This is a genomic window from Azospirillum sp. OGB3, assembly GCF_014192915.1.
In the GTDB taxonomy this organism is placed as follows: domain Bacteria; phylum Pseudomonadota; class Alphaproteobacteria; order Azospirillales; family Azospirillaceae; genus Azospirillum.
This window is the reverse complement of the sequence record NZ_JACHYN010000001.1, coordinates 371399-385332: the sequence shown is the minus strand read 5'-3', so window position 1 is coordinate 385332 and position 13934 is coordinate 371399. Positions and strand designations below refer to the sequence as shown.

11 protein-coding genes are annotated in these 13934 nt (G+C 72.0%); 2 read left to right on the top strand and 9 right to left on the bottom strand.

Translation table 11 applies throughout. The features are described from left to right. Positions 1–50: 50 nt before the first annotated feature. From gcvA to FHW79_RS01800, 8 genes are all read right to left on the bottom strand, one after another. Positions 51–962 (bottom strand): transcriptional regulator GcvA, encoded by a 912-nt coding sequence (gene gcvA / locus FHW79_RS01835; RefSeq protein ID WP_183177400.1) that lies wholly within the window; start codon positions 960–962, stop codon positions 51–53. A gap of 91 nt (positions 963–1053) precedes the next feature. Then, positions 1054–1377 (bottom strand): thioredoxin TrxA, encoded by a 324-nt coding sequence (trxA, locus tag FHW79_RS01830; RefSeq protein WP_014238663.1) that lies wholly within the window; start codon positions 1375–1377, stop codon positions 1054–1056. A 211-nt stretch (positions 1378–1588) separates the two neighbouring features. Beyond that, entirely contained in the window at positions 1589–5059 is a 3471-nt protein-coding gene (gene addA / locus FHW79_RS01825) for a double-strand break repair helicase AddA (protein WP_183177399.1), read from the bottom strand. A gap of 163 nt (positions 5060–5222) precedes the next feature. Next, entirely contained in the window at positions 5223–8201 is a 2979-nt protein-coding gene (gene addB, locus FHW79_RS01820; protein ID WP_183177398.1) for a double-strand break repair protein AddB, read from the bottom strand. 126 nt (positions 8202–8327) lie between these two features. After that, on the bottom strand, positions 8328–9113 hold the full coding sequence (locus FHW79_RS01815) for a nucleotidyltransferase family protein (RefSeq protein ID WP_183177397.1): 786 nt from the start codon (positions 9111–9113) through the stop codon (positions 8328–8330). A gap of 2 nt (positions 9114–9115) precedes the next feature. Then, complete coding sequence (locus FHW79_RS01810) at positions 9116–10129, bottom strand: phosphotransferase (protein ID WP_348984021.1); 1014 nt, start codon at positions 10127–10129, stop codon at positions 9116–9118. Further along, a complete protein-coding gene (gene tsaE / locus FHW79_RS01805) occupies positions 10126–10629 on the bottom strand; it encodes a tRNA (adenosine(37)-N6)-threonylcarbamoyltransferase complex ATPase subunit type 1 TsaE (RefSeq protein ID WP_183177396.1) in 504 nt (167 codons plus the stop codon). The genes FHW79_RS01810 and tsaE overlap by 4 nt, the downstream gene beginning before the upstream one ends. 19 nt (positions 10630–10648) lie before the next feature. Continuing rightward, positions 10649–11074, bottom strand: a complete 426-nt coding sequence (locus FHW79_RS01800; protein WP_183177395.1) for a hypothetical protein — start codon at positions 11072–11074, stop codon at positions 10649–10651. 211 nt (positions 11075–11285) lie between these two features. Between FHW79_RS01800 and FHW79_RS01795 the strand changes: the two genes are divergently transcribed. After that, complete coding sequence (locus FHW79_RS01795) at positions 11286–12308, top strand: NAD(P)/FAD-dependent oxidoreductase (RefSeq protein ID WP_183177394.1); 1023 nt, start codon at positions 11286–11288, stop codon at positions 12306–12308. 156 nt (positions 12309–12464) lie between these two features. On the opposite strand, the gene FHW79_RS01790 is transcribed toward FHW79_RS01795, so the two are convergent. Next, positions 12465–13022 carry a Spy/CpxP family protein refolding chaperone gene (locus FHW79_RS01790; protein ID WP_183177393.1) on the bottom strand — a complete coding sequence of 186 codons (558 nt, stop codon included), beginning with the start codon at positions 13020–13022 and terminating at the stop codon, positions 12465–12467. A 186-nt stretch (positions 13023–13208) separates the two neighbouring features. Here FHW79_RS01790 and FHW79_RS01785 point away from each other — a divergent pair, with 186 nt between their 5' ends. Beyond that, complete coding sequence (locus FHW79_RS01785; protein ID WP_149164499.1) at positions 13209–13934, top strand: response regulator; 726 nt, start codon at positions 13209–13211, stop codon at positions 13932–13934.

Sequence of the window (13934 nt, the reverse complement as noted above, 5' to 3'; positions counted from 1 at the left end):
CCAGCGGCGCTCCGGCAAACGGGAGCTTTTCACCCTCGGATGAGCGGTTTTCACCCGAAGCGGCTCATCGTCCCCGGAGCGAACTCCGCGCGCATCCAGGCGCGGAAGGCGGCGACCTCCGGGCGGCGCAGGCTGTCGCGGGCGGTGACCAGCCAATAGGCGCTTTTCGCGCGCAGGCGCGGCCCCATCACCTCGACCAGCTGGCCGGACGCCAGCTCCGGATCGACGGTCGGGCGCCGCCCGATGATGACGCCGAGCCCGCGCACCGCGGCGTCCACCGCCATGTGGATGGCGTCCAGCCGCAACCCGCGCTTCAGCCCGTCGTCCAGCGCCGCGGGGGGCAGGCCCGCGGCCTCGGCCCAGGCGCTCCAGTCCTCCGACACGTCGGCGACGTGGAGCAGCGGGACGGCGGCGAGGTCGGCGGGACAGGCGATGCGCGCCGCCAGGGCGGGGGCGGCCACCGGGACGAGGTCTTCCTCCATCAGCTTCAGCGCGGCCAGACCGGGCCAGTCGCCGCGGCCCAGCCGGATGCCGGCGTCGATGCCGTCGCGGGGGAACTCGACCACCCGGTGGGCGGTGTCCAGCGCCACCGTGATCGCCGGGTGACGCTCCTGGAAGGTGGGCAGGCGGGGGATCAGCCAGCGCAACGCGAAGGTCGGGGCGGCGCTGACCGACAGCCGCCCGCTGGGTGCGCGGCCCGGCACGCTTTCCGTCGCCAGCGCCAGCGCGTGCAGCGCGTCGCGCACGCGGGGGAGATAGGCGTGGCCGGCGGGGGTCAGCGACAGGCTGCGGTTGCCGCGCAGGAACAGCTCCACCCCCAGCCATTCCTCAAGCGTCTGGATGCCGTGGCTGACCGCGCTGGGGGTCAGGTGCAGTTCTTCCGCCGCCGCCTTGAAACTCTGGTGGCGGCCGGCGGCCTCGAACAGGCGCAGGGTGTTGAGGGGCGGCAGTCGGTAGGCCATGGCCCGCGCAGTCTCCGACAGGCCGCAAGGCCGCGCAAACAAAAAGCCCCGCCGGAGGGGCGGGGCTTTTCGATTGTCCGGGGAGCGGGGCTCAGAGAGCTTCGTCGACCCACGTGAACAGGGCGGTCTTCGGCAGGGCGCCGATCTTGGTGGCGGCGACGTTGCCGTTCTTGAACAGCATCAGCGTCGGGATGCCACGCACGCCGTACTTGGTCGGGGTGCCGGGGTTGTCGTCGATGTTCAGCTTGGCGACGGTGACCTTGCCGCCATACTCCTTGGCGAGGTCGTCGAGCGCGGGAGCAATCATCTTGCAGGGGCCGCACCACTCCGCCCAGAAATCGACCAGGACCGGACCGTCGGCCTTCAGCACGTCCTGCTCGAAGCTGTCGTCGGTGACCTTGATGGGATCGCTCATGTGACCTCTATGCCTGGGTTCAGGGGCACCGCCGCGCCGATTTTCCACCGGCGGCGGACCCATCCCTCATCGGTGGAATTTGGCAAAATGTATGACCGACCCCCCTTCCCGGTCAAGCCGGGGCGCGAATGCGGTCTCGTCAACCCAATCCGCCGCCCCGTGCAACGCGGCCGGGGGTGAAAAGTTCCCACGGCGGACTATCGCGCGCGCCTCACTCCGGAAGCTCCATCAGCGCCGGGGTATCCGTCCACAGCAGGACGCAGCGCACCCGCTTCTCCGGGTAGATGGCGCGCAGCGCCGCGCGGTAGGCCTCCATCTGGCGGACATAGACGGGCGGCACGTCCTCCGCCCGGACGGGCGGCGGGCGGTTGGTCTTGTAGTCGACGATCCACACCGCGTCGTCCTCGATCACCAGCCGGTCGATCCGGCCCGACAGGGCGCGCCCGGTCACCAGACCGACCACCTCCACCTCGGCGCGGGAGTTGGGGCCGAACAGCCGGGAAAAGCGCGGGTCGGTCAGGACGCGCATCGTTTCGGATGCGATTTCATCCTGGCGTTCCGCCGTCAGCTCATGCCCGGGGCGGGCGAGGTAGCGGCGGGCGGCGGCCTCCCGCGCGTCGGGCGGCAGGTCGGGCAGGGTCTGCATCAGCCGGTGGATCAGCAGGCCGCGCTTGAAGCGCGCGCCGTCGTCCTCGCCGAGCGGCGAGCGCATCGCCGGCTCGTCGCCGTCCGGGCGGGAGGGGGTGAGGGGGCGCGACGGTTCCGGCTCCTCCGGCGCGGCGGCGGTCAGCCAGGGCGGCGCCTCCTGCGTCGCCAGCACGCGACCGGCCCCGGCGCCGTCCGGCTTGGGCACGGCGGTCTGCGGGTCGGCCAGCCGCCAGCCCTCGCCGCTCCAGCCGTCCGGGCAGAGGGCGGAGAAGTCGAAGGGGTGTGGCACGCCGATCTCGCCCATCGCCGCCTCGACCAGCTTGTACCAACAGGCCTCCGACGGCTCCTTCTTGCCCTGGTAACCGCAGACGTACAGCCGGTCCTCCGCGCGGGTGAGCGCGACGTACAGCAGGCGCCTGTACTCCTGGTCGCGGCGGCGGTTGGCGCGGGCGCGCGCCTCGGCGCACAGCGCGTCCTCCTGCGAGCGGCGGGCGGCGAACAGCGGCACGGCGCAGCCCTCGTCGGGCCAGAGGATCGGCGGGCTCTGGGTCGGCGTGCCCAGCGTGTCGGGCAGGAAGACGATGGGCGCCTGGAGACCCTTGGAGCCGTGCACCGTCATGATGCGTACGCGTCCACCGCCCTGCTCCAGCTCGCGCTTGATCTCCGCCTCGCTGGCCGCCAGCCAAGCCAGGAAATTCTGCAGCGAGGGCGGCTCGGTCTTCTCGAAGGCCAGGCATACGGCCAGGAACTCGTCCAGCGGGTCCTGGGCGTCGGGGCCGAGCCGTTTCAGGAGGGCGCGGCGGCCCGAGCCGCCCTCGTCGGCCGGGCAGGGGGCGGCGAGCAGCCCGGCGAACAGCTCGTAGGGCGCCAGGAAGTCGGTGCGGGCGAGTTGGGCGCCCAGATAGCGGCGGGCCGGTCGGTAGGCGGGATCGTCCTCCGCCTTGGCCACCAGCGCCCGCCACAGCGTGCCGCGCCGCCCGTGGGCGAGGTCGAACAGCTGATCCTCGGTCAGCCCGATCAGCGGCCCCTTGAGGACGGTGGCCAGCGTCAGGTCGTCTTCCGGCAGCAGCAGGAACTCGCACAGCGCCATCAGGTCCATGACCGCCAGCTGTTCGGTCAGCACCATACGGTCGACGCCGGCCACCGGAACGGCGCGGTCCTTCAGGGCGCGCACCAGCTCCGTCACGAAGGCGGTGCGACGGCGGACCAGAACCATGACGTCGCCGGGCTGGATCGGCCGGCCCCGCGACTCGAGCGACTCGCCGCGCTGGGTCCAATCGCGGATGGTATCGGCGATGACCGCGGCCAGCCGGGCCGACGGCGAATCGGCGGTCTCGCGCTCCACCGGCGGCGCCCAGGCGGGCGGGTCGGCGGCCTCCACCGGCTTCACCGGGGGCCACAGCTCGACCAGACCGGCGTGACCACGGCGGAAGGCGCGGTGGCGGATCACCGGGCTCGTTTCGGAAGCGACACCATCCTTGGCGCCGTCCAGCCCGAACACCGCGTCCACGGTTTGCAGCACGGTGGCGGTGGAGCGGAAGGAGATGTCCAGCGCCACCGCGTGCCAGTCGCGCTCGGCGGCCTTGGCGCGGGTCTGGAAATGGCGGCGCATCCGGGCGAATTCGGCGGGGTCGGCGCGCTGGAAGCTGAAGATCGACTGCTTCTCGTCGCCCACGGCGAAGACGGTGCGGGTCGTTTCGCCCCCGTCACGGGCGCTGAGGCCGGCGAAGAACTCCTCGGCGATTGAGCCGACGACCTGCCACTGCTCCGGGTTGGTGTCCTGCGCCTCGTCGATCAGGATGTGGTCCAGCCCGCCGTCCAGCTTGAACAGCACCCACGGCACGGCGGGAACGCCGTCCTTGCCGCGCAGCAGGGCGTTGGCCGACAGGATCAGGTCGTCGTAGTCGAGCAGCGCCTTGGCCGTCTTCTTCGCCTCGTAGGCGTGCAGAAGCGCCTCGGCCAGCGTCAGCAGGGCGGTGGTGGAGGCGGCGACTCCGGCCGAGCGAACCCGTTTCATCAGCGAAACGAGCCGCTCCGCCTCGCGCTCCAGCGCCGTCAGGGCGGCGGGGAAGGCGGTTGCCGGCTTCTTGGTGATCAGGGTCTTGCGCGCGCCGCCCTCCGCCGTCAGGAAATGGCGGGCGTAGATCTGGAAGGCGCGGACCCGGCTGTCCGCGGCGTCGAGCCAGCTCTGGATGCCGACTCCGCGCTCCTCGTCGGTCTTGCTGCCGGTGGACAGCGCCCGGCAGGCGTCGCGCAGCCCCGGGACGTCGAAGGCGTGGTCGGCGCAGGCCTCGCGCAGGATGGCGGCCTCGGTGATGCCCGGCGGCACGCCCAGCGCCTCGTGGACCGCGTCCACCGCGCCATCCAGCCCGTGGACGCTCTCGAACAGGCGCTGGATGCGCCCGCGCTCGCTGGCCAGCTCGGCCAGGATGCCGGCGAATTCCTCGGCGTTCAGCTCGGCGGTCAGGCGGGCCATCGCCTTGCCGAGCGGGCTGTCGGGCGCGGCGCGCCCGGCGTGCAGCACCTCGTCCCGCGCCTCGGTCAGCAGGCCGGCGGCGGTGCGCTCGTCCATCACCTCGAAATGCGGGGCGAGTCCGGCCTCCAGCGGGAAGCGGCGCAGCAGCGACTGGCAGAAGGCGTGGATGGTCTGGATCTTCATGCCGCCCGGGCAATCCACCACCTGGGCGAACAGCCGCCGGGCGATGGTGCGGGTCTCGGCGCTCGGCCGCTCGCCGCAGAGGTCGGCGAGCCGGTCCTCCAGCCCCTCGTCGGGCAGGGTCGCCCAGATGCCCAGCGTGCGGTTGATGCGGATGGACATCTCCGCCGCTGCCGCCTTGGTGAAGGTCAGGCAGAGGATGCGCGCCGGCGCGGTGCCGGACAGCATCAGCCGCAGCACGCGGTCGGTCAGCACCTTCGTCTTGCCGGACCCGGCGGAGGCGCCCACCCACACCGACGACAGCGGATCGGAGGCGAGCCGCTGCGCCACGTTGGGGTCGAGCGGAAGCTCGCGGACGGGGAAGTCGAGGACGGTCATGGGCGGGTCGTCATGTGTGAGGCGTTGCCCCCACCCTCCCCATGCGGCGCATGGGTCCCCTCCCTCCCCCGCTGGGCAGGGGAGGGCATTCGGAGCGTGCGGCGGCCGTTCCCTCCCCCGCCCAGCGGGGGAGGGTTAGGGTGGGGGTTATGACGTGGGCGCATCACCCCTCACCCCCATCGCCACCCGCCGACCATTCCTGCACCCGCGCGAGGTGGGCGTAGTCGGTGTAGCGCGGGGCCATGGCCGGGCGGGGGCAGGAGCGGTAGGGGGTGGCGGGGTCGTCGAAATGGCGGATCAGCTCCTCCAGACCGGCGCGGGCCTCGGCCGCCAGAGTCGCCGGGTCGCCCTTCACCGCCTTCTCCTCGCCCGGCGGGTCGCCGCCGGACAGGCGCCAGAAGGCCAGCTCCGCGACCCGGTTCTTCGCGACTCCGGCAAAGCCGCCGGCCTCGGCCATGGCGGCCTCCAGCGGCAGCTGCGGGGCGAAGCCCAGCTCGATCTCGCGGGTCGAGGGCGGGGTGCCGGTCTTGTAGTCGATCAGGACCAGCCCCTCGCCGCCCGAATCGATGCGGTCGGCCTTGGCGGTCAGCAGGAAGGGGCCGGCGGGGCCGCTCAGCATCAATTCGCCCGACACCTCGGTGGCGAGGGGCTTCAGGGTGCGGCGGCGGTCGCGCTCCTGCCCGACGAACCACTCGGCGATGCGCTCGAAGCGCGGCCACCAGAAGGCCCAGACGTCGGGATGGCTGTGCAGCAGCGGGCCGAAGGACTCGCGCCCCATCGCCAGCAGCCGGTGCAGCGCGTCGTCGGGCAGTTGGCTGGGGTACGCCTTCACGAAAGCGTCCAGCGCCGCGTGGATGAACTGGCCGCGGTCGGCGGCGCCGGGGTCGGCGGCGATGGGGTCGAGCTTGCGCAGCCGCAGCACATGCTCGGCGTAGATGGCGTAGGGGTCGCGCATCCACTTCTCGATCTTGGTGACCGACAGCTTGCGCGGGCGGGCGGACACCGGCGGGCGCGGCTCCGGCGGGGCGACGGGGCGCACGGCGTCCGGCTCGTCCAGCCCGCGCGCCCAGGCCAGCCAGGGCTCGCCGGCCAGCTCGATCCGCCCGTCCAGACCCAGCGCGCGCAGCACCGTCTCCAGCCGCAGCAGCCAGCGCGACGGGACGGTCGGCGTGCCGTCCACCCGCTCCGCGCGGGTCAGAACGACCTCTTCGGCACCGCAAGCTTGGGTGAAGTCGTGCGCGGACAGGCCGACCATGCGCTCCGGGCTGGGCAGGCCGAAGTCACGGCGCATCGGGCGCGACATCCAGGGATCGGCGTCGGGGTCGGGCGGCCAGGTCCCCTCGTTCAGCCCGCCGAGGATCAGCAGGTCGAAACGTTGAAGGCGCGATTCCATCGGGCCAAGGATGTAGAGGCGCGGATGAAGGTGAAAGCGCGGGCGCACCGGGCGCATCGCCATCAGCGCGTCGAGCAGCGCCGGATAGTCCTTGCCGGGCACGGTGGGGAAACCCTCCGTCGCCTCCAGCAGCTCATGGACGAAGGTCGCGGCCTCCTCGCCGTCGTCCTGCCGCCACAGGAACTCCGACCCCGGCGCGTCGGTGCGCGAGGCCAGCGCCTCCGCGAAGGCGACGTGGGCGCGGATGAGGTCGCCGAGCGGGGCGTCGCTGAACAGCACCTCCATGAAGGGGGCGGCGAGCGTTTCCAGATTTTCCAGCCAGCCGAGCAGGGCGGCCTGCTGGTCCGGGTGGTCGAACCGTTCGGTGGCCTTCAGCGCGGCGATCAGCCCGGCGAAGCCCTCCGCCGGGCGGGGGCCGCGCAGCACGGTGCGCTCCAGAGCGCGGGCGGAGCGGCGGAACTCCGCCGGGTCGTGGCCGCCGGCGGTCAGCGGGTGCTTGGCGAGCGCCAACAGGGCCAGCGGGTGGGCGCGGCTGGCGGCCAGCTCGGCGGTCAGCCGCAGATAGGTGCCGACCGCGGTGTGGACCAGCGGCTGGCCCGCCGAGTCGTTGACCGCGATGCCCCAGCGGGTCAGCGCCATGGCGACCCGGCGCGCGAGGTTGCGGTCGGGGGAGACCAGCGCCGCCGTCTTGCCCGGCGTCTCCAGCGCGTGGCGCAGCAGGAGCGCGATGACCGACGCCTCCTCCTCGGCGGTCGGGGCGTCGATCCGGGTCAGCCCCTCCAGGGCCGCAGCGTCCAGCCCGTCCAGCTCCCGCCAACTTTCCGTGGTGGCGGCGGGGCGCATGGCCTCGGCCAGCAGGCGGGCGCGGGCGGCCCGCGGCTCCTCCGCGTCGTTCCAGCGGCGGACGGCGGCGCGGCCGACCGACAGCCGGTCGAGCAGATGGGCGAGGCCGTGTTGCGGGTGCGCCTCGTCGGCGCGGATGGCGTCCCAGCTCGCCTCGTCGGCCTCCAGGTCGAGGCCGGGCAGCACGACGGCGCCCTGCGGCAGGGCAGCGACCACGGCCAGCAGGTCGGCGGAGGCCGGGATGGAGCCGGTGGAGCCGGCGGCGATGACCAGCCCCTGCGGCGGCTCCGCCCGCCAGAGCGCGGCTTGCGTCTGGAGCACGAGGTTGCGGCGCTGCGCCGGGTCGGTCAGCGCGCTGGCGCCGAGGATGGCGGGCCAGTGCTCGGTGACGATCTTCAGGAACTCCAGCGTCACCTGCCAGTGCTGGGCATAATCCTCCGGCACCAGCGAGGCCAACCGGTCGAAGGCGACGTTTTCCGTCCACACCGCGTCGATCAGCCGGCCGAGGTCGGCGCCCAGCCGGACCGCCTGCGCGGTGGTGGCCGACACGCCGGTCGCCTGGAGGATCAGCCGGGCCAGCATCATCTGGCGCTTCAGCCCGCTGATCGGGTCCGGAAGCTCCAGCGGCACGCCGGGCAGCTCCTCCGCCGAGGTCAGGCTGAGCGAGGCGGCGTCCAACTCGCCCAGCGGGCTCATCCGCGGGAGAAGCATCGGCTGCCCGCCGGAGCGGCGCAGGAAGGCCTCGCGCAGCGAGCGGCAGGAGCGGCGCGTCGGCAGCAGGACAGTCACCCCGGCCAGCGCCAGCGGGTCGTTCCCCACGCGGTCCAGGATGCCCGCGGCGAGCTGGTCCACGAAGGACACGCCGGTGGGAATCGAATAGACCTTGGGCTCCGCCCTGCCGCTCATGCCTGCCCCGGAAGCTGTATCGTCAGACGCGCGAGGATACTAGATGTGGGGCAATGAGACCACAAAGCGTCAAGGAATACAAAAATTCTCACAAAGGGGCGGCTGGGCGGCCGGTCCGGCGGCCGGTCAGGTGGTGACCACCGACACGTCGCTCATCGACAGCATCTCCTCCGTCTCGGCCAGCGCGTCGGGGGTGCCGATGTGGAACCACAGCCCGTCATGGGCGAGGCCGAAGAGGCGCCCGGCCTCCTGCGCGCGGTCCCAGACGCGGTTGGTGGAGAAGGCGCCGTCCGGCGTGTCCTGCCCGAACAGTTCCGGTTTCACGATCTGGACGCCGGCGTAGACGAAGGGGGCGATCTCCTGCTCGCCGCGCCGGGTCAGCCGGCCCAGCGGGTCCATGTGGTAATCGCCGCGCCCCTCGTAGCCCACCGCCTTGGTGGTCGCCATCAGCAGCAGGAGCGCGTCCATCTCGTCCGGGTTCCAGTGGCGGGCCAGCCGCGCCAGCGTGGGGGAAGGGCCGTCGAGCCACAGGATGTCGGCGTTGACCACATAGACCGGGTCGATGCCGAGCAGGGGCAGCGCCTTCTTCACGCCGCCGCCGGTCTCCAGAAGCGTGTCCTCCGGCGACAGGGTTATGGCCGGGACGGTGCGCCCGGCCAGATGGGCGGCGATCATGTCGCCCTTGTAGTGGCTGTTGACCACGGCGGAGGCGACCCCGGCCTCCTCCAGCCGGTCGAGCGCGTGGTCGAGCATCGGCTTGCCCATCACCGGGATCAGGGGCTTCGGGCGCTCCAGGGTCAGCGGGCGCATGCGCAGGCCCAGCCCGGCGGCCATCACCATGGCCTTCTGCGGGACGGCGGCGGACGGGGCGGGCATGGTCTTGGTACGGGTCTTCTTCGAGACAGGCGACATAATCAATCCGGCTCCGGAACGACAAGCTCCGCGCGGGTTCCCGGCGGCAGATGACGGGCGAACCAGTCGGCGACCGGGGCCAGTTCGGGCTTGGCGAGCTGGCCGTCCAGAAGCCGCCAGACGCGCGGCAGGTGAAGGAGATAGCCGCGTCGGCGCTGCAACGCCAGACGCACGAAGATGGCGACGATGCGGGTGTGCCGGATCGCGCCCAGCACCGCGTAGGAGCGGCGGAAGGCGTCCCAGTCCCGATCCGGGAAGGCGGCGCGGTAGCGGTCGAGCAGCACGCCCTCCAGCCCGGCGGGCAGGTCGCGGCGGGCGTCCTCCAGCAGCGACACCAGATCGTAGGCGACGGGGCCGAGCCCGGCGCTCTGGTAGTCGATCAGCCCCGCCGCCCGCAGGCCGGGCCGGGGCAGCCGCATCACGTTGTCCACATGGTAATCGCGCAGCAGCAGCGACTGCGGCCCGGCGCACGCCTCCGGAACGACGGCGGCCCAGGCCGCGTCGAAGTCGGACCGGGCCTTGTCCGACAGGGGCTTTCCCGTCGCCGCGGGCAGGTAGACGTCGGCGAACAGCGCCACCTGCTGGGTGAACAGGGCCGCGTCGTAGAGCGGCAGATTCAGGCAGGCCGCCTCCTCCACCGGGAAGCGGCGGTGCAGCTCGATCAGAACGTCGGTCGCCAGTTCGTAGAGCGGGCGCGGCTCCTCTCCGGCGTTCAGCAGGCGGGTCAGGGTGCCGTCGCCGAAATCCTCCTGGAGGGCCAGCCCCGCCTCGACCTCCGCCGCCAGGATGGCGGGGACGGAAAAGCCCAGCCGGTCCAGCGTCGCACCGATGGCGATGAAGGGCACCAGATCCTCCGCCGGGGCGGGGGTGTCGACCAGGATCAGCGTCCCGCCGTCCGGCGTCCTCAGGCGCTCGTAGCGGCGCGCCGAGGCGTCGCCGGCCAGCGGCTCGCGCTTGGCTCCCTCCAGCCCGTGGCGGACGAGGAAGGCGGCGATCTGCGACGCGCGGTCGGTCACGACGGCCGCTCCAGCCCGGTGAGGTCGAGGGCGTGCAAGCGCGCTTCCCAGACGCCATGGCCGGTCAGGGTGGCGCGGCGCTCGCTGGGACTGGCGAAGCTCATCGCGACGTCGAGACGGTCGGCGGGCAGCAGCGGCCCCAGCCGGTCCGGCCATTCCACCAGCAGGACGGCCTCGGCGCGGGCCTCGTCCCAGCCCAGCTCGGTCACCTCGTCGGGGCCGGACAGGCGGTAGAGGTCGAAATGCCAGACCGGGCCGATGTCCGTCTCGTAGGTCTGGACCAACGTGAAAGTGGGGGAGGGCACCTCGGCGTCCTCCTCCGTCACGGCGCGGATCAGGGCGCGGCACAGGGCGGACTTGCCGGCGCCCAGGTCGCCGCGCAGGGCCACGAGGTCGCCGGGCGCCAGCGCCGCGGCCAAGCGGCGGGCCAACGCGGCGGTCGCGTCCTCGCTCGGCAGCACCACGGCGCGCGCGTTGGGGATGGAATCGGTCTGGGTCATGTCACTGGATGCGGTCTAATCAACGTCGCGAGGCGGCCTTGCGCGGCACCGGACCGGGAGTGGGGGGCGGCTCCGTCGCCTCGCTGCGGTCCTCCACCAGACGGGGGGGCTTCTTGAAGTTCATGGTGATCATCAGCGTCAGGGCGCCGTTGATGATGTGGATCATCTTGTCGGACTCGACGGGCAGGGGGATCTTGCGGCCCATGCAGTAGGATACCAGCGCCGCCGCGACCTCGGACTCGTGCAGGGTCATGCTGCGGTCGTCGCCCTCGTCCCCGGTGACCTGGATCAGCGTCTCCACTCCGCCGCCGCCGGGCTGGCCGGGGCGGTAGGTGACCGTGCCGACCGTGCCGTTGGGCAACGGCTCGCGCATCCGGCGGCGGCGGTCGAGCACGGCCTTCACGACCTCCTGGTCGGTGAACACGAGGCAGCGCAGCTCCTTCATCGCCAATCCTTCATTGCGGCCGCTCCGGCACGGGGAAAACGGGCAAATCCTACCCCACCGCGACCGCACGCCCAGAAGGAAATCGGCGGGACCGCACCCATTTTGCGCGCGCCGTTCGCCCTCCCCGTGCAGGGCGGGGTTGACCGGGCGCGCGAAACCGGACAATTGAAGGCGTCTTCGTTCCCCCTGTTTGCACAAGGCAGCGCGTCCCATGTCGCACACCGTCCATCGCACCGACGTCGTCATCGTCGGCGCCGGCCCCGTCGGTCTCTTCGCCGTGTTCGAATGCGGCATGCTGAAGATGCGATGCCATGTGGTGGACGCGCTGGACATGGTGGGCGGGCAGTGCACCGCGCTGTACCCGGAAAAGCCGATCTACGACATCCCGGCCCACCCGGCCATCGAGGCCGCCGACCTGATCGACCGGCTGGCGGAGCAGGCTGCCCCCTTCAGCCCGACCTTTCACCTGGGCCAGCAGGTCGAGAAGCTGACCCGGACGGACGACGGGCGCTGGCTGGTGGAGACCAGCATCGGCACCCGCATCGACACCCAGGCGGTGATCATCGCCGCCGGCTGCGGCGCCTTCGGCCCCAACCGCCCGCCGCTGGACGGGCTGGAGCAATATGAGGGCACGTCGGTCTTCTACATGGTCCGGCGCAAGCAGGACTTCGCCGGCAAGCGCGTGGTGATCGCCGGCGGCGGCGACTCCGCCGTGGACTGGACGCTGTCGCTGGCCGACGTGGCGGAGAAGGTCTATGTCGTCCACCGCCGGCCCAAGTTCCGCGCCGCCCCGGAAAGCGTCGCCCGCATGGACGTCCTGGTCCGCGAGGGCAAGGTGGAGATGGTGGTGCCCTATCAGCTCTCCGGTCTGGTGGGCGAGAACGGCCAGCTGTCCGCCGTGCGCGTCGCCACGCTGGACGGCGAGGAGAAGGACCTGCCGGCCGACGCGCTGCTCGCCTTCTTCGGCCTGTCGATGAATCTGGGGCCGATCGCCGAGTGGGGCCTGAACCTGGAGCGTAGCCACATCGGCGTCAGCCTGCCCGGCTGCGCCACCAGCGCCCCCGGCGTCTACGCCATCGGCGACATCGCCACCTACCCCGGCAAGCTGAAGCTGATCCTCTGCGGCTTCTCCGAGGCGGCGCAGGCGGCCCACGCCATCCACCCGCTGGTCCATCCGGGCGAGGCGCTGCACTTCGAATACTCGACCTCCAAGGGCGTTCCGGGCGCCGAGTAAGCCGGCTCAAAATGGAAACGGGCCGCCGGGGAAACCGGCGGCCCGCTCCGTCAACGGCTGACGGGAGGTATGACAGGGGGTCTGCATTCGAAGTCCCCTCTCCCCTCCGGGGAGAGGGTTAAAGAGGGTAAAAGCATCCCCCTAGTAGGCAAGGGATCAGCCGCCGCGGGGGCCCTTGTCGGGACCCGGACCGGGGCCATGGCCGGGGCCGTGGTGGCGCATGCCGGGGCCGCCCATCGCGCCGCCCATGCCGTGTCCGGCGCGGCTCAGGAAGCGGTCGGCCTGCTTCTGCTGGTCGGGGGTGAGCTGGGCGTAGAGGTCGGTCGCCGCCGGGCGCACCTCCTGAAGCTGGGCGAGGCGGGCCGACATCATGGCCTCCATGCGCTCCAGCCGGGCAGGCGCCGCTGCGGGCATGGGCTGGTCCTTGTACTTGGCGCAGAGATCCTGGGTGTGCTTCTGGCTCGCCTTCGCGGTGTCGGCGAACTTGGTCCAGGCGGCGCGCTGCTGGTCGGTGATGTTCAGCTTCTTCTCGGCGAAGGCCAGCATGCCGGCCAGCCGGGCGTCCTGATCCTCGCACATCCGGGAGAAATGCCGGCCGCCGTCCGGACCGGGGCCAGGGCCGGCGCCGGGACCCGGCTGCTGCTGGGCGAAGACCGGCACGGCGAGGCCGAGACCGAGAACCAGCGCGGCGGTGGTCATCATAGCGCGTTTCATGGGGATGCTCCTTGTTATCGACGGGGTCTTGCGTTCCCGATGACCCCGATGATGGGCCGGCAACGTATCCGGTTGATGTCCGGCCTTGCGTGAATTGGTAACGCTGTGTAACAGCCGGCCTCCCCGTAACGTGGCGTTACACATTTCTTCTTCACCCCGGCGCCCGCGCGTCGGATCATGCGTTCCATGGACCGCACACCTCACCTGCTGGTGGTCGACGACGACCGCGAAATCCGCACCCTCCTGTCGCAGTTCCTGACGCGGCACGGCTTCCGCGTCACCGGGGCCAAGGACGGGGTGGAGATGATGCGCACGCTGGACAGCGCGCGCGTGGACCTGATCGTTCTCGACCTGATGATGCCGGGGGAGGACGGGCTGAGCCTGTGCCGCCGCCTGCGCGCCGCGCCCGAGACGGCGCAGACGCCGGTCATCATGCTGACCGCGATGGGCGAGGAGACGGACCGCATCGTCGGGCTGGAGATGGGCGCCGACGACTATCTGGCGAAGCCCTTCAGCCCGCGCGAGCTTCTGGCCCGCGTCAAGGCCGTGCTGCGCCGCGCCTCCGGCCCGCCGGTGGCCGGCGGCGCCACCGGCAAGACGCTGGGCTTCGAGGGCTGGACGCTCGACCTCGCCAAGCGGGAGCTGCGCTCGCCCGACGGGGTGCTGGTCCAGCTCTCCGCCGGGGAATACGACCTGCTGGTCGCCTTCGTGGAGCATCCGCAACGGGTGCTGACCCGCGATCAGCTGCTCGATCTGGCGCGCGGACGGTCGGCGGTGCCCTTCGACCGCTCCATCGACGTGCAGGTCAGCCGGCTGCGCCGCAAGATCGAACCCGACCCCGCCGACCCCACCATGATCAAGACGGTGCGCGGCGGCGGCTATCTGTTCACCCCGGCGGTGACGGGAGGCTGA